The 20470-nt window shown below is 47.7% G+C and carries 20 protein-coding genes; 14 read left to right on the forward strand and 6 right to left on the reverse strand.

Going from position 1 to position 20470, the window contains the following annotated elements; genetic code table 11:
* Nucleotides 1-4 precede the first annotated feature (4 nt).
* Together mnmM and mnmL are read right to left on the reverse strand one after the other, a co-directional pair.
* Complete coding sequence (gene mnmM / locus ACTRXH_RS08020; RefSeq protein ID WP_474281567.1) at nt 5-640, reverse strand: tRNA 5-(aminomethyl)-2-thiouridylate-methyltransferase MnmM; 636 nt, start codon at nt 638-640, stop codon at nt 5-7.
* Entirely contained in the window at nt 637-1605 is a 969-nt protein-coding gene (gene mnmL / locus ACTRXH_RS08025; RefSeq protein ID WP_474281569.1) for a tRNA modification radical SAM protein MnmL/YtqA, read from the reverse strand. Before mnmL ends, mnmM begins: the two co-directional genes overlap by 4 nt.
* Nucleotides 1606-1971: 366 nt before the next feature.
* Here mnmL and leuS point away from each other — a divergent pair, with 366 nt between their 5' ends.
* Entirely contained in the window at nt 1972-4392 is a 2421-nt protein-coding gene (gene leuS, locus ACTRXH_RS08030; protein ID WP_474262936.1) for a leucine--tRNA ligase, read from the forward strand.
* A gap of 22 nt (nt 4393-4414) precedes the next feature.
* Here leuS and ACTRXH_RS08035 read toward each other — a convergent pair whose 3' ends face one another.
* The gene (locus ACTRXH_RS08035; protein ID WP_474281571.1) at nt 4415-5710 is read right to left on the reverse strand and encodes a BaiN/RdsA family NAD(P)/FAD-dependent oxidoreductase; all 1296 of its coding nucleotides are present in this window, start codon (nt 5708-5710) and stop codon (nt 4415-4417) included.
* 131 nt (nt 5711-5841) lie between these two features.
* Between ACTRXH_RS08035 and ACTRXH_RS08040 the strand changes: the two genes are divergently transcribed.
* The 6 genes from ACTRXH_RS08040 to ACTRXH_RS08065 all read left to right on the forward strand — a co-directional run bounded on the left by ACTRXH_RS08040 (nt 5842) and on the right by ACTRXH_RS08065 (nt 12229).
* Nucleotides 5842-6246 (forward strand): secondary thiamine-phosphate synthase enzyme YjbQ, encoded by a 405-nt coding sequence (locus tag ACTRXH_RS08040; RefSeq protein WP_474262940.1) that lies wholly within the window; start codon nt 5842-5844, stop codon nt 6244-6246.
* Nucleotides 6247-6393: 147 nt separating this feature from the next.
* Nucleotides 6394-7998, forward strand: a complete 1605-nt coding sequence (locus ACTRXH_RS08045; protein ID WP_474281573.1) for a putative polysaccharide biosynthesis protein — start codon at nt 6394-6396, stop codon at nt 7996-7998.
* A 121-nt stretch (nt 7999-8119) separates the two neighbouring features.
* Nucleotides 8120-9271 carry a putative lipid II flippase FtsW gene (gene ftsW, locus ACTRXH_RS08050; protein WP_474281575.1) on the forward strand — a complete coding sequence of 384 codons (1152 nt, stop codon included), beginning with the start codon at nt 8120-8122 and terminating at the stop codon, nt 9269-9271.
* Between the two features lie 106 nt (nt 9272-9377).
* Nucleotides 9378-10055, forward strand: coding sequence for a hypothetical protein (locus ACTRXH_RS08055; protein WP_474281577.1), 678 nt, complete (start codon nt 9378-9380; stop codon nt 10053-10055).
* Complete coding sequence (locus ACTRXH_RS08060; RefSeq protein ID WP_474262948.1) at nt 10042-10788, forward strand: pseudouridine synthase; 747 nt, start codon at nt 10042-10044, stop codon at nt 10786-10788. The genes ACTRXH_RS08055 and ACTRXH_RS08060 overlap by 14 nt, the downstream gene beginning before the upstream one ends.
* A complete protein-coding gene (locus tag ACTRXH_RS08065; protein WP_474262950.1) occupies nt 10778-12229 on the forward strand; it encodes a xylulokinase in 1452 nt (483 codons plus the stop codon). Before ACTRXH_RS08060 ends, ACTRXH_RS08065 begins: the two co-directional genes overlap by 11 nt.
* A 48-nt stretch (nt 12230-12277) precedes the next feature.
* On the opposite strand, the gene ACTRXH_RS08070 is transcribed toward ACTRXH_RS08065, so the two are convergent.
* Entirely contained in the window at nt 12278-12496 is a 219-nt protein-coding gene (locus ACTRXH_RS08070) for a DeoR family transcriptional regulator (RefSeq protein WP_091616630.1), read from the reverse strand.
* Between the two features lie 428 nt (nt 12497-12924).
* Nucleotides 12925-13860, reverse strand: coding sequence for a cysteine synthase A (gene cysK / locus ACTRXH_RS08075; protein WP_474262952.1), 936 nt, complete (start codon nt 13858-13860; stop codon nt 12925-12927).
* Nucleotides 13861-13963: 103 nt separating this feature from the next.
* On the opposite strand from cysK, the gene thpR reads away from it, so the two are divergent.
* From thpR to ACTRXH_RS08095, 4 genes are all read left to right on the forward strand, one after another.
* A complete protein-coding gene (thpR, locus tag ACTRXH_RS08080; protein ID WP_474281579.1) occupies nt 13964-14506 on the forward strand; it encodes an RNA 2',3'-cyclic phosphodiesterase in 543 nt (180 codons plus the stop codon).
* Between the two features lie 16 nt (nt 14507-14522).
* Nucleotides 14523-14891 carry a CidA/LrgA family protein gene (locus tag ACTRXH_RS08085; RefSeq protein ID WP_474281581.1) on the forward strand — a complete coding sequence of 123 codons (369 nt, stop codon included), beginning with the start codon at nt 14523-14525 and terminating at the stop codon, nt 14889-14891.
* Nucleotides 14884-15573, forward strand: a complete 690-nt coding sequence (locus ACTRXH_RS08090; RefSeq protein WP_474262958.1) for an LrgB family protein — start codon at nt 14884-14886, stop codon at nt 15571-15573. The genes ACTRXH_RS08085 and ACTRXH_RS08090 overlap by 8 nt, the downstream gene beginning before the upstream one ends.
* 105 nt (nt 15574-15678) lie before the next feature.
* Nucleotides 15679-16602: a hypothetical protein gene (locus ACTRXH_RS08095; RefSeq protein WP_474281583.1), complete on the forward strand. Its 924-nt coding sequence runs from the start codon at nt 15679-15681 to the stop codon at nt 16600-16602.
* Between the two features lie 7 nt (nt 16603-16609).
* On the opposite strand, the gene purU is transcribed toward ACTRXH_RS08095, so the two are convergent.
* A complete protein-coding gene (gene purU / locus ACTRXH_RS08100) occupies nt 16610-17479 on the reverse strand; it encodes a formyltetrahydrofolate deformylase (protein ID WP_322526208.1) in 870 nt (289 codons plus the stop codon).
* 345 nt (nt 17480-17824) lie between these two features.
* On the opposite strand from purU, the gene ACTRXH_RS08105 reads away from it, so the two are divergent.
* From ACTRXH_RS08105 to ACTRXH_RS08115, 3 genes are all read left to right on the forward strand, one after another.
* Entirely contained in the window at nt 17825-18661 is an 837-nt protein-coding gene (locus ACTRXH_RS08105) for a phosphotransferase (RefSeq protein WP_474262962.1), read from the forward strand.
* An 85-nt stretch (nt 18662-18746) separates the two neighbouring features.
* Complete coding sequence (trmB, locus tag ACTRXH_RS08110; RefSeq protein WP_474281585.1) at nt 18747-19388, forward strand: tRNA (guanosine(46)-N7)-methyltransferase TrmB; 642 nt, start codon at nt 18747-18749, stop codon at nt 19386-19388.
* A 46-nt stretch (nt 19389-19434) separates the two neighbouring features.
* Nucleotides 19435-20292, forward strand: a complete 858-nt coding sequence (locus ACTRXH_RS08115) for a YtnP family quorum-quenching lactonase (protein ID WP_474281587.1) — start codon at nt 19435-19437, stop codon at nt 20290-20292.
* The last annotated feature ends 178 nt before the right edge of the window (nt 20293-20470 follow it).

The following is a 20470-nucleotide window of genomic DNA, read 5'->3' on the forward strand; positions in this document are numbered from 1 at the left end:
TTCATCATCCCTTCGTAGATATATGTGAATAAGCTTGAACTAATTTGGATAAATAAGGAGTTTCTTCTGCTGTTTTTTCAAAGGTTAACACATAGGGGGGCGTCTTTTCCTGAAATTCCAGGCTGTACCGCAGCACCCGTACTTCGTCTTCCGAAAATTCAGCAGCAAGGTTCTCAACGGCTGTACGTTCTGCATTTCCTCCCGGGTGGCCGTGGTAAATGACCACGATAACCGGAACGCCTGACGGGAACGTATGAAGATAAGAAAGAACCGCTGCAGTTGTAGAAGAAGCAGACGTCACAATCTGTTTATCGCTCCCCGGCAGATAACCGAGGTTAAAAACGGCTGCACGGATGCTGGTTTTTTCCTCATCAGTGAGCAGAGACGCTGCGTATTCATGACTGCAGTGATGCAGCGTGACGTATGGCTCCAGGCTTTTCTTTTGTAATCGTGCGTATGTAGCCTGGATGGCTTCGCTTTGAATGTCGAAAGCATGCACATGACCGGAAGGAGACACCGCCTCTGCAAGAAAGGCGGTATCCCCGCCATTTCCACAAGTGGCATCAATTACGGTGTCCCCGGGACGGATATTTTGTGCAATCATCCAATGGGCGAAAGCCACGGCTTTCGGCAGAGTCATAAAGCTGCCGGGGCAGGCTGATAATATTTTCCCTGCCAGCTGTGTCTGCGAACCTGTTCTTTATGAATTTCATTTAGTACTTCAAACTTGTTCACGCTCCACATCGGTCCGATAAGAAGCTCGGTCGGCCCGTCACCGGTGATGCGGTGAATGAGCATATCAGGCGGCAGAATTTCGAGCTGATCCACGACAAGACTGACGTACTCATCCCGGCCGAGAAACTCCACCATTCCTTTTTCATACTGCTTGACCATCGGTGTCTTTTTCAGCAGGTGGAGCAGATGAATTTTAATACCCTGAACGTCCAGGTCAGCCACGGCCTGGGCCGTTTCCATCATCATTTGATGGTCCTCCTGTGGAAGGCCGTTAATGATATGGGAGCATACGCGGATGTTATGCTTGCGGAGCTTGTCGACGCCTTCTTTATAGCAATCAAAGTCGTGAGCCCGGTTGATTGTTTCAGCAGTCGTTTCATGCACTGTCTGCAGCCCGAGCTCGACCCACAGGTAGGTGCGTTCATTCAGCTCGGCCAGGTATTCGACTACATCGTCCGGGAGGCAGTCCGGGCGCGTCGCAATGGAAAGACCAACGACGTTATCCTGGGCGAGTACTGCTTCGTACATTTCCCGCAGTTCTTCAACAGGGGCGTAAGTATTGCTGAATGCCTGGAAATAACCAATGTATTTTCCGTTTTTCCATTTCTTGTGCATACGGTCTTTAATTTCATGAAACTGGGTCACCACATCGTCGGCACGGTTGCCGGCAAAATCCCCGGATCCTGCCGCAGAACAGAACGTGCATCCGCCGTGAGCGACGTTTCCGTCACGGTTCGGGCAGTCAAATCCACCGTCGAGCGGTACTTTAAAGATTTTATGGCCGAATGATTCCTTTAAATGATGATTCCATGTATGATACCGCTTCTCTCCCCAGACAAGCGGCTGTTCGTTAGATAATTCCGAGCTCATGAAGAGCCTCTCCTTCCATCGTGCATAAAATATTCTTTCTTATTTTAGCATGTTTTGCCTGTATTCCCAAAGTGCAAAGGAAAAGAACCACGTAGAAAGGCTTGACAGCAGGGGGATAAATTCATAAAATATCAAGTATTGAATATCGGCGTACTTTGTTTATCGTTATGCACCCAGCAGACGCTTGACGAAAACGGGTGAGCGAAGCGTCAGAGTCGGAAACGCACTTGAGTGGCGTGTGCGCGTCCCGCCGTTTGTTTCGTGGAATTTAAGCCTCTCGTCCCTGCTTTCCAGCTGGGAGAGAGGCTTTTTTTACAGATAAAATCAGTACAGATGCTCCAACTATTTAAAGGAGGAACGACAATCATGGCATATCCCCACCAACAGATAGAACCTAAATGGCAGTCATACTGGGAGGAAAATGAAATCTTTGCCGTATCCAACGCAGATACCGGCGCCCCGAAATATTATGCACTGGATATGTTTCCTTATCCTTCCGGAGCCGGCCTGCACGTAGGCCACCCCGAAGGCTACACAGCAACAGACATCACCTCAAGAATGAAACGCATGCAGGGCTACGATGTGCTGCATCCGATGGGCTGGGACGCTTTTGGCCTTCCGGCGGAGCAATTTGCACTCGATACCGGGAAAAACCCGCGGGAATTCACCCAGGCAAACATTGCCAATTTCAAACGCCAAATTAAGGAACTGGGATTCTCCTATGACTGGGCGAGAGAAATTAACACGACAGACCCCGATTATTACAAATGGACCCAGTGGATTTTTACAAAGCTGTATGAACACGGTCTCGCGTACATTGATGAAGTGCCAGTCAACTGGTGCCCGGCGCTTGGAACAGTTCTCGCCAATGAAGAAGTGATCGATGGAAAAAGTGAGCGCGGCGGACATCCGGTGGAACGCCGGCCGATGAAGCAGTGGATGCTCAAGATTACAGCCTATGCTGATCGTCTGCTTGAAGACCTGGACGGCCTGGACTGGCCGGACAGCATTAAAGAAATGCAGCGCAACTGGATCGGCCGTTCGGAAGGAGCGGAGCTGACCTTTCACGTTGAAGGGAAGGATCTTTCGTTTGATGTATTTACGACCCGTCCGGATACATTGTTCGGTGCGACCTACTGTGTGTTTGCCCCGGAGCATGAGTATGTAGAGGAAATTACTGCGCCGGAGCAGAAGGAAGCTGTAGAGAAGTACCAGCACGAGGCAGCTATGAAAAGTGATCTTGAACGCACAGAGCTGCAAAAGGAAAAATCCGGCGTATTTACAGGCTCCTACGCGATCAACCCGGTGAATGGTGAACAAATGCCGATCTGGATTGCTGATTACGTTCTCGCTACATACGGCAGCGGAGCGATTATGGCTGTGCCAGCGCATGATGAGCGGGACTACGAATTTGCGAAAACATTTGATCTTCCGATTGTGGAGGTAGTTGAAGGCGGAGACACATCCAAAGAAGCGTATACGGAGGACGGCCCGCACGTAAGGTCCGAGTTTCTGAACGGTTTATATAAAGACGAAGCTATTGGAAAAATGCTCGAATGGCTTGAAGAAAAAGATATTGGCCGGAAAAAAACAACCTACCGTCTGCGTGACTGGCTCTTCAGCCGCCAACGGTACTGGGGAGAGCCGATTCCGGTTATTCACTGGGAGGACGGTTCGATGACGACGCTTCCGAAAGAAGAACTGCCGCTCGAGCTTCCGGAAATGGATGAGTTCCGTCCTTCAGGCACCGGCGAATCGCCGCTTGCCACCAATACGGAATGGCTGGAGGTCACTGACCCGGAAACAGGCATGAAGGGACGCCGGGAAACAAACACTATGCCGCAGTGGGCCGGCAGCTGCTGGTACTTCCTGCGTTTTGCTGATCCGGATAACGATGAAGAGCTTGCTTCCAAAGAAGCGCTTGAGAAATGGCTGCCGGTTGATTTATATATCGGCGGCGCGGAACACGCAGTGCTTCATCTGCTGTACGCACGGTTTTGGCACAAGTTTTTATATGATATCGGAGTAGTACCTACAAAAGAGCCGTTCCAGCGGCTGTACAACCAGGGAATGATTCTCGGGGAAAACAATGAAAAAATGAGTAAATCAAAAGGGAATGTCGTGAACCCGGATGAAATTATTCGTACCCACGGGGCAGATACGCTGCGGTTGTATGAAATGTTCATGGGCCCGCTTGACGCTTCAATTGCCTGGTCCAACAGCGGTCTGGACGGAGCGAGACGTTTTCTGGACCGGGTCTGGCGCTTAATTGTAACCGACGAAGGCTCTATCCGTCCGGAGATTCGGGAGGAGGAAGCATCGGAATCGTTTGCACGTACGTATCATCAGACGGTGAAAAAGGTCACCGAAGAATTCACTGAACTGCGGTTTAATACTGGTATCAGTCAGCTGATGGTCTTTGTCAACGAAGCGAACAAGCAGGAGACGCTGCCGAAACAGGAATTAAAAGGGTTTCTGCAGCTGTTGAGCGCTATCGCTCCTCACCTGTCCGAAGAGCTGTGGAGCCGTCTCGGGGAAGAGCGTTCGATTTCACGAAGCAACTGGCCAGTACACGATGAGCAAATGCTTATTGAAGAGGAAGTTGAAATAATCATTCAGGTTAACGGGAAGCTCCGGGCAAAAGCAGTTGTCCCAAGAGATGCTGACGAGAAGGACCTTGAATCAACGGCCATGGAACAGGAAAAGATTGTGCAGGAGCTTGAAGGGAAGACAGTGCGAAAAGTCATTGCCATTCCAGGGAAGCTTGTAAACATTGTAGCTAATTAAAAAAAGCTGGCCGCATGAGCGGTCAGCTTTTTGAATAGGAAGGAGGCGTTTCGGATTGCGCAGTTAGCTGCTCGGATGCCGATTTTCCAGCGGTATAGCCGGTGGAGAAGGCACAGGTGATGTTAAAGCCGCCAGTGTAGCCGTGAATGTCTAAAATTTCCCCGCAGAAAAATAATCCGCTTTTCAGCCTGGATTCAAGCCGTTTTGGAAACACTTCTTTGATGGACACCCCGCCGCCGGTTACAAATGCTTCTTCGATGGAAAGCGTTCCATCTGCCGGAAAACGAAAATCGGTAAAAAAGAGAGCAAGGGCACGCAGTTTTTTATTCGCTGCCTCACCGATGATCATGGTGCTGGAAATGCCTGCTTCCTGCAGGAAAAACATCAGCAGTCGTTCCGTGGTAAGACCCTTCAGGGCATTTTTAACCGTTTTTGCTTCATGAGTTTTTTTCAGCGAGACAAGGCGCTGAAACATGGATTCATGATTTTCCTCGGGATATAGGGAAAGGCTGAGCTCTATCTGATCAGCTTTGTATTTTTTTAAGGCTTTCACCACATACTGGCTGCATCTCAGTCCGATTGGTCCGGAAACACCAAAATGGGTGAAAATCATGTCACCGGTATGGGTTTTAATAGCTTTGCCGCCCGGCCGGTAAACAGTAAGGGCAACGCCGGAAAGCGAAATTCCCTGAAGCGTGCGGTCCTGGATATAAGCGGCGGGAGAAGTAATAGGCACCTCCGTCGGATACAGCTCCGTGATTGTATGCCCGGCCGCCTCCGCCCAGGGATAGCCATCCCCAGTGGAACCGGTTTTGGGCACGGACTTGCCTCCGGAAGCAATAATAACGCGGTCAGCCTGAAGGTAGGTGCCGTCCTCTAAATAAAGCCCCTGGACCTGGGTATCGCCGTAATCGATGGAAGCGACTTTGGTATTGGTTCGTGTCTGGACCCCGAGCCGTTCCATTTCGTCAAGCAGCGTATTTACGACAGTAATAGCTTTATCGTTAATAGGAAACATTCGGCCCATGTCTTCTTCCTTCAGGTCGATACCAAGATTTTCGAAAAAGCGGATAATATTTTCATTATCAAAGATGGAAAACGGGCTGTGCATAAATTTGCCGTTACCGGGAATGTGTTCGATCAGTTCTTTTCGTTCCATGCGGTTCGTGACGTTGCAGCGGCCGCCGCCGGAAATGGCGAGCTTTCTTCCAAGCTTGGATCCCTTATCTATTAATGTAACATCGGCGCCGTGCTCTGCGGCAGCAACCGAGGCCATTAATCCTGCAGGGCCGCCGCCGATAACAATGACGTTCGTCATTTATTCATTCTCTCCTTACGAGTGCGAAGCATAGCTCATGAAGATTAAAATGCTTCGTAATCGGTTATAATAGCTGTATTGTATCATAAGAGAAAATTTATTTTTACACAAGGATAAAGGAGGCGGTTCCAATGCTGCGAAAGCTTGAACTATCTACAAATGAACATGCAGAAATGATAGATGTTACCGAGAAGATCCGTACGTATGTGAAGGAGGAGGGGCTCGACCACGGGGCGGTGATCGTCTATTCCCCGCATACGACGGCCGGAATTACTGTAAATGAAAACGCTGATCCAAACGTCCAGCGTGATATGCTCATGCGTCTCGATGAAGTGTATCCCTGGGAGCATGAAAAATACCGGCATGCCGAGGGAAACTCTGCTTCACACTTAAAAGCAAGTACGGTGGGGACGCAGCAGACGATCATTGTAGAGCAGGGAGAGCTCGTGCTGGGGACATGGCAGGGCATCTATTTTTGTGAATTTGACGGTCCTCGAAAGCGAACGTTTTATATTAAAGGATTAAGTGACGTATAATAAAAAGCACGCCCGTTTATCCAGAACGGGCGCTTTCTTTTGCCTCCGGTATTAATTTTCAGGCAAAGGGACGCCAGAATGGAAAATAGTATGGTAAAATTCGCATAGAAAGCAAAAGACGATTACACGATGGAGCTGAACATAAGAATGTCTGATTCAAAATTTTTGCGGGGAACGCTTCTTTTAAGCATAGCAACGTTTATTTCAAAATTTTTAGGAATGATTTACATATTTCCTTTCGCAGCCATGGTTGGCCAGCAGGGGATCGCGCTTTATCAATACGGCTACCAGCCGTACACATTAATGCTTAGTGTAGCTACGCTTGGGATACCAATGGCTATGTCAAAATTTGTATCCAAATATAATGCGATGGGGGATTTTGAAACAGGCCGAAGGTTGTTTAAGTCGGGTCTTTTTTTTATGACTCTGACCGGGATTGCCGCGTTCCTTATTTTATTTTTCGGTGCTCCGCTTATCGTAAATTTAATATCATTTGATTCGAGTGAAGCTTTTACGTCAGATGATATTGTATTTACGATCCGCATGGTCAGCTTTGCTTTAATGATAATTCCGACGATGGCAATCATGAGGGGGTTTTTTCAGGGCCACCAGTCGATGGGGCCGACAGCGGTTTCCCAGGTTATAGAGCAGGTTGTCCGTATCGTATTCATTTTGGCTATGGCTTTGTTTATTCTGTATGCTGTCGATGGAAATCTTGGAACAGCTATTGGCTTTGCCACCTTCGGTGCGTTTGTCGGTGGGCTGGCCAGCATGGCCGTACTGATTTTTTACTGGAAAAAAAGACAGCGCTTTTTGCAGCGGGAACAGGCTGGAAGCACGGTGTCGAGTGATCTTCCGTTAACAAGCATGTACAGTGAACTTATCCGGTACGCTCTGCCGTTGTCCCTCGTCGGACTGGCCATTCCACTGTTTCAGATGGTGGACATGTTCACCTTTACCCGGGCGTTGGAGCAGACCGGTGATTGGACGTCCGGGCAGATTCAAACCGCCTACGGAGCGTTCGCAGGGTCTTCACATAAGCTGATTCTCATACCGGTAGCAATAGCCACCGCAATGTCAATCACCCTTATCCCAACCATCACAAAATCCTTTACAGGCAATGATCAGGATCTGCTTCAGCGCCAGATTACGCAGACGTACCAGGTGATTTTGTTTTTATCGGTGCCTGCCGCGGTTGGACTGTCGCTGCTTGCAAGGCCAACATTTGGTGTGCTGTTTGGAACAGAGTCACTGGAAATAGGCAGCTACGTGCTGCAGCATTATGCGTATGCGGCGATCGTTTTCTCCCTTTTCTCGGTGAGTGCAGCAGTGCTGCAGGGAATCAACCGCCAGAAATATGCCATTGCCTCCCTGCTGCTCGGTTTACTGGTGAAAATTATCAGTGCGTATGTACTTCTTTTGCTTCTTGGACCGGTCGGTGGAATTTACAGCACGATTATTGGATTTACATGTGGAGTAATATTTAACGCCTGGGCGATTGCGAAGTTTACCGGTTTTCATTTCGGAGGCGTCTCGCGCCGGGCAGGTACAGTAGCTCTTCTATCTGCAGTAATGGGCGTTGGCGTCTTAATTACAAGAAACGGCATGGAAGTTTTATTTGCAGGAAGCGGCTGGGTGGATTTATTTATGGTGGAAATCATCAGTGTTGTTGTCGGCGGTGTGCTGTTTATGGCCCTTGCCATGAAAAGCGGCCTGGCGGAAAAAGTACTTGGAAAACGCTTTTCGGCATAGATAAAACTCCTGCTTTCTAATCTTTTGTTCAGGCAGGTATGGTGATATAATTAATACACTTTATGGAAATGAGACAAACGCATCAAGCCGCTCAAAAACAGCGCGGCATTAGAGGTGAAACATGAAAACGTGGAGATATAAAGATTACGACTGGCTCTTGATCGGTGCGGTCGCGCTCTTAACACTGTTTGGCATCATTATGGTGTACAGCGCAAGCTTTCCGCTCGGAATGAGGGCTTATGATGATGCGGCCTTTTTTCTTAAGCGGCAGATAATGTTTTTTATTATAGGAATAGCTGTGTTTGCTTTCATGATGCATGTGCCTTATGAAAAGTGGAAAAAAACAACGCCTTTATTGATAGGATTATCCATTTTTTTACTTATGCTCGTACTTGTAATAGGTAATGAAGTAAATGGGGCGAAAAGCTGGATCGGCTTTGGCCCGATAAACATTCAGCCCGCGGAATTTGTAAAATTGAGTTTGATTATTTATCTGGCTCAGGTTTATTCCCAAAAACAAAAGTATATTGACTCGTTTATGAAAGGGGTCATGCCTCCGCTTGTCGTTGTCGCTGTGCTGCTTGGATTTATTGTGATGCAGCCTGACGTCGGGACAGCCGCGGCCCTGATGATGACAACAATTGTAATTGTCTTTTTATCAGGAGCAAAGTTTCGGCATATGTTTATGCTCGGAGGAGTGGCTGCAGCTTTATTTGCTTATATTGCGCTGACAGAACCGTACCGCCTGGCCCGGCTGGTATCCTTTATGGACCCATTTGCGAATGCAGATGCTGTAGGCGGAGGGAGTTATCAGCTGATTCAGGGCTACATTGCGATTGCCCATGGCGGGTTGTTCGGTGTGGGACTGGGAGAGAGTGTGCAAAAAATGAATTATCTTCCCGAGGCGCACACAGACTTTATTATTCCTATCATTGCCGAAGAGCTCGGGATTTTCGGGGTTCTGCTTGTAGTAGGTCTGTTGGGTGTTATCGCCTGGCGGGGCATAAAAATCGGACTTAATGCTAAGGGACAATTTGGCACTCTTCTCGCTTTTGGTATTGTTTTTCAGCTCCTCAGCCAGGCTGTTATTAATGCTGGAGCCGTAGCGGGCATGATGCCGATTACCGGCCTTCCATTTCCACTTCTGAGCTACGGAGGCTCCTCTTTGTTGATAACGCTGGCGATGCTTGGGCTTTTGGCAAACATCTCCAGAAATAACAACCGGCTTGCCCGGGTACAGAATCAGGGGATCAATAAACCAACTTCCGCATAATGTAAAGAGACGTTGTTAACAGCAACGTCTCTTTTTCAGACTGGAGGACGAGCACCTGCTTTGAGGTGTTAAAGGAAACTCATCGAAATGTATTGGAGGAACAAAAATGTTAGTAGTGGGAGCCGGGAGACTGGCGAAGCTTGTAGCAGTGAAAAGTGAGCCTTTATCTGTCTCTGTGATGTACCGGGGCGGGGAAAAGGCCTGGATGAGAGAAACAACAAAGCAGATTTCACGGGTGGATGAGCTGGAGCTTCCCCGTTATCCCTATATATTTTTAGCACTGCCCCCGGATGGAATTAAAGATTTTATCTACTGGCACGGCCCGTATCTGGCTGAGGGAACTGTTATATATATCCCGGCAACATCGCTTTACACAGAGCAGGTGGAAGTGCCTGCCCATGTACGTAAGGCCGGAGCCAAATTCGCAGGGCACGCTGAAAGAGCCACGGCTGGCAGTGAAGAAAATGTCTTTGTCGTTAACAGCTCCAGAAGCAGTGACCGAAAATATCTCCAAAGCTGGCTGGGGGATGCATTCACAGTCATAGAGGGAAGCGAGCAGGAGGTGGAAACGGCAAATAAGGCAGCGGTGGAAGAGACGCTGCGGATGATAGTGAATCTTGAAAAACGGCTGCAGGAGCAGAATGTATCACAAACAGTCCAAAAGGCTGTTCTCCGTCAGATTCCGGCCGGAGTTATTGAAGCTCACATGAACGGCTCGCACGGGGGATTTGCTGCAGGAATTCTCGAACAGATGGAAAGAGGTGATCGGCATGAGAATGGATAAATTACTGGCGGAACTAGGCTATGGCACCCGCAAGGAAGTAAAAAAAATGCTGAAAAAAGGGGGCGTTTTTGTCGACGGGGCGCCGGTGAACAACGGGGCGGTTCAGGTGGATCCTGAAGAGCAGCGGGTCAGCGTATTCGGTGAGGACATTCACTACACCGAATTTGTTTATTTTCTAATGCATAAGCCTGCAGGGGTTATCAGCGCCACAGAAGACAGCGTTCATGATACGGTTCTGGATATTTTGGAACAGGAAGACGCGGTAAGAGAACCTTTTCCAGTGGGCAGACTTGATATTGACACCGAAGGATTGCTTCTGCTGACTAATGACGGCAAGCTTAACCATTTTCTTACGTCACCGAAGCATGGGGTGGTAAAAATATACCGGGCGGTACTCGAGCAGCCGATAGAAGAAAAGAATATTGAACATTTCAAAAAGGGTGTAAAGCTTGATGACGGCTATGTTTGTAAGCCTGCCGTTCTGCGAAGAGTGCCCGATACCCACCGGGAAGTGTATGTGGAAGTAACCGAAGGGAAATTTCACCAGGTGAAACGGATGTTTGAGGCGGTAGGCAATGAAGTCGTTTATTTAAAAAGAGAATCATTCGGACAGCTGTCACTCGACGAGGATCTACTGCCGGGAGAGTACCGGGAGTTAAATGATGATGAAATTCAGCTGCTTCGGGACAGCGTCGGCGAAAAATCAGAGGGAGCGGGCAGTGATGAGCTGTAGACTGCTGAGTGCAGATCTGGGAACGACGTCTTTAAAAGTAATGGTCCTGGACTGCGGAGGCCAGGTGGAAGGCAGTGCATCAGAGCCTGTCCAAACATATACCGACGGAGGGAATTACGAACAGAAGCCCTCAGATTGGTGGCAGAGCTTTAGAAAAGCATGCAGTACTCTGAAGAGTAAGGGGATTAACCTGGACGTTGATGGAGTCGTGTGCACGGGACAGATGGAGGACTTTATCCCTTTTAAAGATGGAAGAGCAGAAACGGCGGTTCTTTATTCTGATACCAGAGGGAGCAGGGGACTGACAAAGAGGCATTTGCCTCCGGACGTTGTGACGGCGTTTACAGGAAACGACTGGAAAGCGACCACTCCTCTAATGAAGTGGCTGGCGGACGAAGCCCCAGAGCGGTGGGACCAGGTACTCTTTGGTTCTAAGGATTATTTAATTTACCATTTAACGGGATCATCAGTCTGCGATCCGGTAAACGGCACTGTGACAGGAATGATGAACATACATACAAGAGCTTGGGAAGAAAAGCTGTGGGAAGGGAGCGGAATTTCCCGAAGCCAGCTTCCCCTTCTTCTGGAGCCCGAAGAAACAGCAGGCTATGTATTAAAGGAAGCTGCCAGTCAGACGGGCATACCAGCTGGAACCCCTGTTTACTGCGGCCTCGGGGACGGAGGCGCGGTGACTCTTGCTGCTAGTGCTCATGCGGGTAATGACCAGGGCTACGCGTACGCAGGAACAACAGGCTGGACGGCGGTACCTGCCGATACGCCGGCCGTATCAGAAGAAGGCAGTGTATTTTATCTGGCTGCGCCTCAGCATGGCCGGTTTATTAAAATCATGCCTCTGCTTAACATGGGAAATGTTCATCAATGGGCGGTGCATACGTGGTGCGGAGGCAACTTCGAAGCCTTTGAAAAGCTGATGGCCGAACCGGTTTCTGTGCCCGGTCGGCTCTTGTTTATCCCGTATTTAAATGGTGAAAGAAATCCGGTAATTGATGAGAAAGCCAGGGGCGCATTTATCGGCATCGACGGTCAGGTAACGCAGACACACATGGCCAGGGCGGTGCTTGAAGGTCTGGCTTTTTCTTTAAAGCAGACCTTTGTTCAGGCCGGGCTTACTTCCTCGACACTCTTTCTTGTTGGCGGCGGCACTAAAAGCAGAGCTTTTCGCCAGACAGTGGCAGATGTTTTTCAGTGCAGGGTGCAGGTGAGTTCTGAACAGGAGCGTCTTGCTTCATTTGGAGCGGCTGCATGCGGCGTTAGAGCGATTCATACATGCTCGTGGGAGAAGGCAGCGAGAGCTGTGCAGAGTATAGATGAAGAAGAAATTATTGTCGCCCCTGACGTATCGAAAAAAGAAGAATTAGAGCAGAAGGAACGTCTTTTCACCGAAGCAGCCGGAAGAATGCGGGGGCTTTTTGATACGTGAAAAAGCGCCGGAAATTTAATTCCGGCGCCAGGCACAGATATAATCATTTCAGGAAGCTTTTACTTTTCGGGCAGTCGTCGTCCAGGCCCCTCTGGAAGGGCTGCTGACCAATTCATTGTATTCGAGCACGTTCAGGTCACGCTGAATAGTGCGCTGTGTAATTCCGAATTCGTCAACCAATTCCCCGGTGGTCACCGTTCCTCTCTTTTTAATATAGAGATAGATAGACTTAATACGGGTTATCATTCGGTCGGTGGACGTTCTCAAAAAACCACTCCTTAGCCAATGAATTTATGGCACTTGAAGACATGCCCGGGACTGCGCACGTAAGTAGGAATTATATTTGATGGCTTCGACTGTTTCTGCGTCAGCTGCTCTGTAAAACCTTCTGAAAAGAAACTCAGCAGCGGGTAGGATGAGAGTATTCAAAATATTTTGTAAGCGTCCCTGTAATTAATAGTTTATACTATTTATTTATATATCGCAAAATTTTTGTCAAAAAACTGCTCCATTCATCTGCGAATGAAAATAAAAAGCGAATGAAATGACGAATAATATGCAGGATTGTACGCTATTGATCTTCAAAAAGCAGAACGATCGAGAAAACCGCCTGCTTTATTTCACAGAAAGACAAATGTAAAAATTATGTAAAAAAAGACACCTTTTTGTGTAAAGGCGCCTTGAGTAAAGATATTTTAGTCATCGAATCGGAAAAGGTCAGTGGATAAATACCGTTCGCCGGTATCGCAGGCAATGGCAACGACAACCTGATCCGGTGACATCTGTTTGGCTGTTTCCATGGCAGCAAAGCAGGCAGCACCTGAAGAGGGGCCGACCAAAATACCTTCCTGGCCGGCGAGAGCTCTTGTAGTTTTATAGGCATCTTCATCGGTAATTTTGTAAATGTGGTCATATATATCCTGATTCAAAATTGGCGGTATAAACCCTGGACTGGTGCCGACAAGCTTATGGGGCCCGGGCTTTCCGCCGGAAAGAACCGGAGAGCCAAATGGTTCCACTACGTGAATTTGAACGTCGGGGTACAGCTCTTTTAATTTTTCCCCGGTTCCTGTTACAGTGCCTCCCGTACCGGATGCGGCAACGAAGCCAGCCAGCGGTTTGCCGATTTCTTTCATCGCTTCTTCAATTTCAAGTGCTGTACTTTCCCGGTGGGCATCCGAGTTGGCTTCGTTTTCAAACTGCATAGGCATGAAGCTGTCAGCAATTGTCTCTACAAGCTCATGAGCACGGGCAATGGCCCCGGGCATTTTCTTATCACCCGGCGTGAGTTCTACTTCTGCCCCGTAAGCCTTCAACAGGTTAATTCTTTCCTGGGACATCGTGTCCGGCATAACCAGTATTGCCCGGTAGCCCCGCGCTGCGGCGTTCATAGCAAGGCCAATACCGGTATTTCCTGAAGTCGGTTCTATAATAGTAGTATTTTCGTTGATTTTTCCTTCTTCTTCGGCCTGCTTCAGCATATTTTTTGCGGCCCGGTCCTTCACGCTTCCGCTCGGGTTTTGAAATTCAAGCTTCAAGTATACGTCTGCTCCTCCGGTATCCGGAAGACGGTTTAATTTAACTAAAGGCGTATCGCCGACTAGTTCTGACATATTATTTGCTACACGCATGATTGTTACACATCCTTTTCCTATCATTCATTCGTATATTCTAACACATTTACAGCGCTTATTCGTTCATAACAGCTTTGATGCAAGGAAGGGAGAGAAGTCAATGGATAATCATTATTTTCTTGGCCTGCCGGTTCCAGAGAAGGCGAGATCCGTATGGGGAAATTGGAGTTCCCAGGTAAAAAACGATCTGCCTTTTAAGCAGTGGGTACATCCCCAGGATTTTCACATTACGCTCCACTTTTTTGGACAGCTTTCCCCGGAAGAGGTGGGCGCCATTGAAAAAAAGATGAATGAAGTGAAATTACCGTGCCAGCCCGGACTCAGTCTCAATGGCGTTGATTCCTTCGGTCCAAAAGGGCGGGAGAACGTTTTATATACAAGGGTAGAGGCAGAAGAGGGCCTGTTTTCTTTATATAAAGAATGGAAAACTCAATTGAATGGTATGGGAATGAAGACCGGGCAGCGTCCGTATCGTCCTCATATGACCCTGGCCAAAAAACGGATTAAAGAACTCGAATTCGCATGGCCGGCGGTGCCGCTTCCGGAAACTATATTTTTCGAGGCTGCTCACCTTCACCTTTATCGCATTCATCCAGGACGGAGTGTAAAATATGAAACAGTACATTGGGCGGAATTGACTTAGTAAAAGAGGGGACCATATGCGTTTAGTTAGAATTGTAATTCACATAGTAGTTTTATATGTATTTTACTGGATGGGCACCTGGGTCCAGGATGTGCTGCAGCTTCCGATCCCCGGAAGTATTATTGGCATGCTGCTGTTGCTTGTGGTTTTTGTTTTTACGGCAGCTACTCCAAAGTGGCTTCAGGATGGGTCCGGACTGCTGCTTGGGAATATGCCCCTGCTTTTTTTGCCGGTGACTGCCGGGCTGGTGGTGCATGGAGAGCTGTTTTCGCTGCTTGGAGCCGGACTGGTAGCCGCTGTGTTTATCAGTACGCTTCTTGTGATGGGAACAGGCTCGTGGGTGACACAGTATTTATTGAAAAAAGGAGAGAGGGCTCGTGAGTGAATGGTGGACAGCAGCAGCGGCCATTGCGGGAACGATAGCAGTGTACGCTGCTTCTAAAAGGACGTACCGGTGGTTTCCTGTTCCACTGATGCTTCCAATCGTTACCGGTACTATTGTTATCATATTGTTCTTATTGGTTTCTAGAATTCCGTACAGTGTCTACATGAACGGAGGTCAGTGGATAGAATCACTGCTTGGGCCGGCAGTAGTGGCGCTTGCCTGTCCGCTTTATCAACAAAGGCACCTGTTAAAAAGGTATCTGCTCCCAATTCTCAGTGGCATCGGGACAGGAGCAGTTATAGGTATTATTTCCGGGCTTGTGTTTACAGCGGCAGCTGGCGCGTCAAAAGAATGGGTGGCAGCGGTACTGCCTAAGTCGGTCACGACACCGGTAGCAATGGATATCACAACGACACTCGGTGGCGATGCGCCTTTAGCGGCAATGTTTGTTATGGTAGCGGGCATTGGCGGGGTAGTTGTTCACGCGAGGGTGATGGAGGTGATTGGCGTGACGGACCCGGTCGCTAAAGGAATAGGTATGGGCAGTGCCGCTCATGCAATAGGAACAGCCAAGTCGCTTGAAAACAGTGAAACAGAAGGAGCTGTCAGTTCGGTAGCCATGACAGTCAGCGCTGTTATTGTTGCCTTTTTGGCTCCATTGGCAGGTAATTTATTCCTTTAACGTGAATAATACTCAGACGATGACGATATTATATTAAAAGCGGAGTTCCGCAGTTTTTTGCGCAAATGCCGTAAAAATGCTGCGACGGGGAGAAGGGAGAGTTGAATGGCTCAATTAATAAAAATGAAAGATTACGCTTCGCGTTATGAACATCATTTTCTACATCAAAATGCGGAATTTTTATCAGCGAAGCAGGCATACTGGAAGCGAATGAAAACAGATTGGATGATCGCAAACAAATCGGCCCCAAAGGCACCGGAGGAGGAGCCGCTGGAGAAAAACAACCGAATGGGAAAAGCAGTGAACCGCTTAAAGTGGTGGAAGCATGAAAATGAAGAAGAGGTGGAAATAAACGAAAAGGATGCCTATTTGTTTTTTAAAGGAAAAACGCTCGAGGAACTGAAGGATATTTTTTACGATAACTGGTTTTTGATCCAATTGGAATGGGCTTCCTCCACCATTTCCGAAATTTCGATGATGGATCCGAAATTGAAATATGACTATCGCCTGCGCACCCTGCTCCGGGAGCTCCCCGATACGTATTTTGTTATGTATTATCCAGTATTCCATACAAAGCAGACCACCATGGAGGGCGCTATTACAATCATCGGTCCTGTCGGAATAGACGTTATACACATTTTAGAAGGCACAATGTATAGTGTATTCGAGCCGGCAGACAGCAGATTCTGGAAGGAGTATGTGAACCAGAACCAGCATACCTTTGTCAGCCCGGTGCTTGCCTTGAAAAGAACAATGAATGTAGTGGAAGCCGTATTAAAACAAGCGGGGACCACCTTCCCCGCTCAGGCGACGGTTGTTTCTCCCGCTTCGATCATTGATAATCGTGAAATTTTATATGCTCATACAGCAGACAAACGTGAGTACAAACGATGGATGGAAAAGCGCATCACCAATCCATCTCCGGTGAAAAACCGGCAGCTGTTTTCTGCTGAAGCGCTGATGGAGCAGACTGCGACCGTTTCTGTACTCCGGAGCGAAATCTACTCCCCGGGCGAGTATGACGAATAAGAAGGGACTATCGAAAAACAATCGTTTTATTGTCATCGACTATAACGCGGTCTTCTGCATGCCAGGTAACGGCCCTTGCCAGCGCAATTTTTTCAGCATTGCGCCCGGTAATTTTTAAATCGTTGGCATTGTACTGGTGATTAACCCGAAGTACGTCCTGTTCAATAATCGGCCCTTCATCCAGGTCGTTGGTCACGTAATGGGCAGTAGCCCCTATTAGCTTTACGCCACGCTCGAAAGCCTGCCTGTAAGGATTCGCTCCGATAAAGGCGGGAAGAAATGAGTGATGGATATTAATTATTTTTGCCGGGTAGTGAGCGACAAAATCCGGCGACAGTATTTGCATGTAACGGGCCAGGACAAGGAAATCAATCGGATACTGCTCAAGTGTACGCAGTATTTTATTTTCTGCTTCCGGCTTAGCGTTTTTCTCTATGGGTATGTGATAAAAAGGAATTTCATAGCTTTCGACCACATTTTTCAGCGTCGTATGGTTACTGATAACGCAGCTGATATGAATAGGAAGTTCTCCGGAACGCCATCTCCACAATAATTCTGTTAAACAGTGGTCTTCTTTTGAGATGAAAATCGCAACACTTTTTTTGCGGTCTTCGCGCTCTAAAGACCATTCCATGCCAAAATGTTCAGCGATAGGAAGAAACTCTTCTTTTACCTGGTAAAATTTGTCCGGATACGGAGAAATGGAGAAGACGATTCTCATAAAAAAACGTCCGCCCTCCGGATCATTTGTATGCTGGGCAGAATGAATAATATTAGCACCATGCTGGTGCAGGAAATCAGATATAGCGGCTACAATCCCCGGCTGGTCCGGGCAGGTAATCAGCAGCCGGCCATTACCGAATGAGCGGTCTGACATAGTAACGTCCTCCTTCAGATAAGCAGTTGTCATGTAATAATGAACGGAATTACTATACCACTCTGAATGATGGAAAAAAAGGGGAAGTTACGAAGCGGGATTAAATAGAAGATATTCGGAAGAAGAGCATCTGAGAGGTCGGTCACAAGTATTTTGGTCGATTGACTTATAAATTCAATGTTTGCTATTATTAAGAACGATTCGCTGTAAAATTAAAAACGTAAACAGAAACACTTTTACCCGCACGAGAAGTAGAGGAGATCATTTCATAGAGGGTATTTTATACATACAATTAAATAAAATAAGACAAGCATGGGAATAAAATATTGTTAAAAAGGATCGGCTATGAAATATTCAGACCACTATGATAGATCGAAGGTGAAAGTATTGGAACTGCTGATGGGAGACGGATGGACGATTGAACCAGCCGGTGGCTCTTCAGGAGAAGCGTACCTCGCGCGTGCCGGGGAACAAGTGTTATTTCTGAAAAGAAATTCTTCTCCATTTCTTGCTGTGCTTTCGGCAGAAGGAATAGTGCCTAAACTGCTTTGGACAAAGCGCCAGGCTAACGGTGACGTAATTACCGCCCAGCGCTGGGTTGACGGCCGCGAATTAACAGGCGGCGATATGGATAATACACGTGTGGCTCAGCTGCTATCCAAAATTCATTCGTCGAGCGAACTGCTGGATATGTTTAAGAGAATAGGAAACCATGCCCGCACGCCGGAAGCGACAATCGCTGTATTAAGAGAGCAGCAGGAGCAGCTTCCGTATATTACAACTTCAATGGCAGCGGCTCTCGAAGAACTTGCAGGGACATCGGGTGAAGTCCAGCCTCCCCGTCTCGTGGTCTGTCACGGTGATATGAACCATAATAATTGGATGTTTGATGCCAACGGAGATTTGTATTTAGTGGACTGGGACAATGCCACCGTCAGCGACCCGGCGCTCGACCTGGCCCTTATCCTGTATGAATACATTCCAAAAGAGGAATGGGACGACTGGCTTCAGGGATACGGTCTTCCTTTAACCCCCCATTTACAAAGACGGATGCGCTGGCAGATTATCAGCCACCTGCTTGACCACGCCCAGCAGGCAATACTTACGAACCGGATAAAAGAAGCAGAGTTTTATAAAGAACAGCTTGAAGCTGTGTTGGACCGGGACTCATTGCAAATATAAAAATCCGCTGGAACGTCACTGCGTTTTCAGCGGATTTTATATGTTAAATATATAGTTATTATATGAAGAAAGAGGGAAAAGTACGATGAGACTCCGTCATAAGCCGTGGGCTCACGAGTTTTTACAGGAACACCCGGAACTGGTGGTCACAACAGCGGAACAGGTGAATAAAGACTGGCAAAAAAGATTTGAAAACGAGCAGCCTATTCATTTAGAAGTAGGTACGGGCAAAGGGAAATACTTAAGCGACAACAGTATCAAGCATCCGGACATTAATTTTATCGGGATGGAAATGTATGAAAGTGTTCTTGCAACAGGGGTGCAGCGTGCTTTATTCAAGCAGCCGGCGAATCTTGCGTTCATTCACGGGGATGTTCGCCATGTAATGGATTACTTTGAGCCTTCCTCGGTGGCAGCTATTTATATTAACTTTACCGACCCCTGGCCGAAAAAACGCCATGAAAAACGGCGGCTGACTCACCCTGATTTTCTGGAGCTGTATAAGAAGATCCTGGTGCCTGGGGGCACAGTCCAGATGAAAACTGACAATCAGGGGCTGTTTGAATACTCCCTTTCTTCTCTTTCCACCTTTGGTTTTGCCCTGAGGAAAGTGCGTCTTAACCTCCATGAAAGTGAAGAAGCCGAAGGAAACGTGATGACAGAATATGAAGAGAAGTTTTACGCGAAGGGAGAGCCTATTTACTTTACAGAAGCGGTGAGACCGTAATGTGTTCGATAGGCGCTTTCTTTTATGAAAAGGAGGCACTGCTGTCATGAATCAGTTAACCATAGGTAATTATACAATTACATGGCTTGAAGGCGGAGTAACCAACATGGATGGGGGCGCCGTGTTCGGGGTGGTGCCAAAACCCCTCTGGTCCAAAAAGTACCCGGTGAATGATAACAATCAGGTGCCGATGCCTACCGACCCGCTGCTTATTCAGGGAGAGGGCAGAAACATACTGGTCGACGCAGGCCTTGGCAACGGCCGGCTCAGCAAAAAGCAGCAGCGGAACTACGGCGTAACGGAAGAATCAAATGTCGAGCAGAGTCTGAGAAGAATGAATCTTTACGCCTCGGATATTGACGCTGTACTGATGACGCATATGCATTTTGACCATGCCTCGGGGCTTGCCCGGGAAGAACAGGGGCAGAGCGTTCCGGTATTTCGAAATGCGGTCATTCATGTCTCGGAAACGGAATGGGAGGAAATGAAAAATCCAAACATCCGTTCAGAGAACACGTATTGGGAAAAAAACTGGAAGCCGGTGGCCCACCAGGTAGAGACGTTTGAGTCAGAGCTGCAGCTTACCGAAAATATAAGGATAGTTCATACAGGCGGACACAGCGCCGGAATGAGCATTATCCTGATTGAAGATGAAAGCAGCACGCTGATTCACATGGCTGACAATATGCCAACGCATGCCCATCAGAATGTTCTCTGGGTGACAGCTTATGATGACTATCCGATGGACTCCGTGTACATGAAAGAGCACTACATGAACTGGGGCTGTCAGCGCCAGGCATGGTTTACGTTCTACCACGATGAACTGTACCGCGCTTTAAAGTTTAATCCATCGGGAGAGGTAATCGAAGCAGTGACCCGGGAAAAGCTGAATGGAAGCGGATAACATTTGTAAACCTTCAAGCACGTCTCTGAAAAAAGAGGCGTGCTTTTTTCGTTTGAAAATATGTGACGGTTTCAAAGGGTGAAAATGTCATTTTCAATCAAAAAACAAAAATAATTGATTGTTTTTGAATAAAATTGATTGATTATGATTAAGTAAGCGTGTACAATGAAGTTAATCA

The organism is Marinococcus sp. LNHM5E3-2.1, from assembly GCF_056034365.1.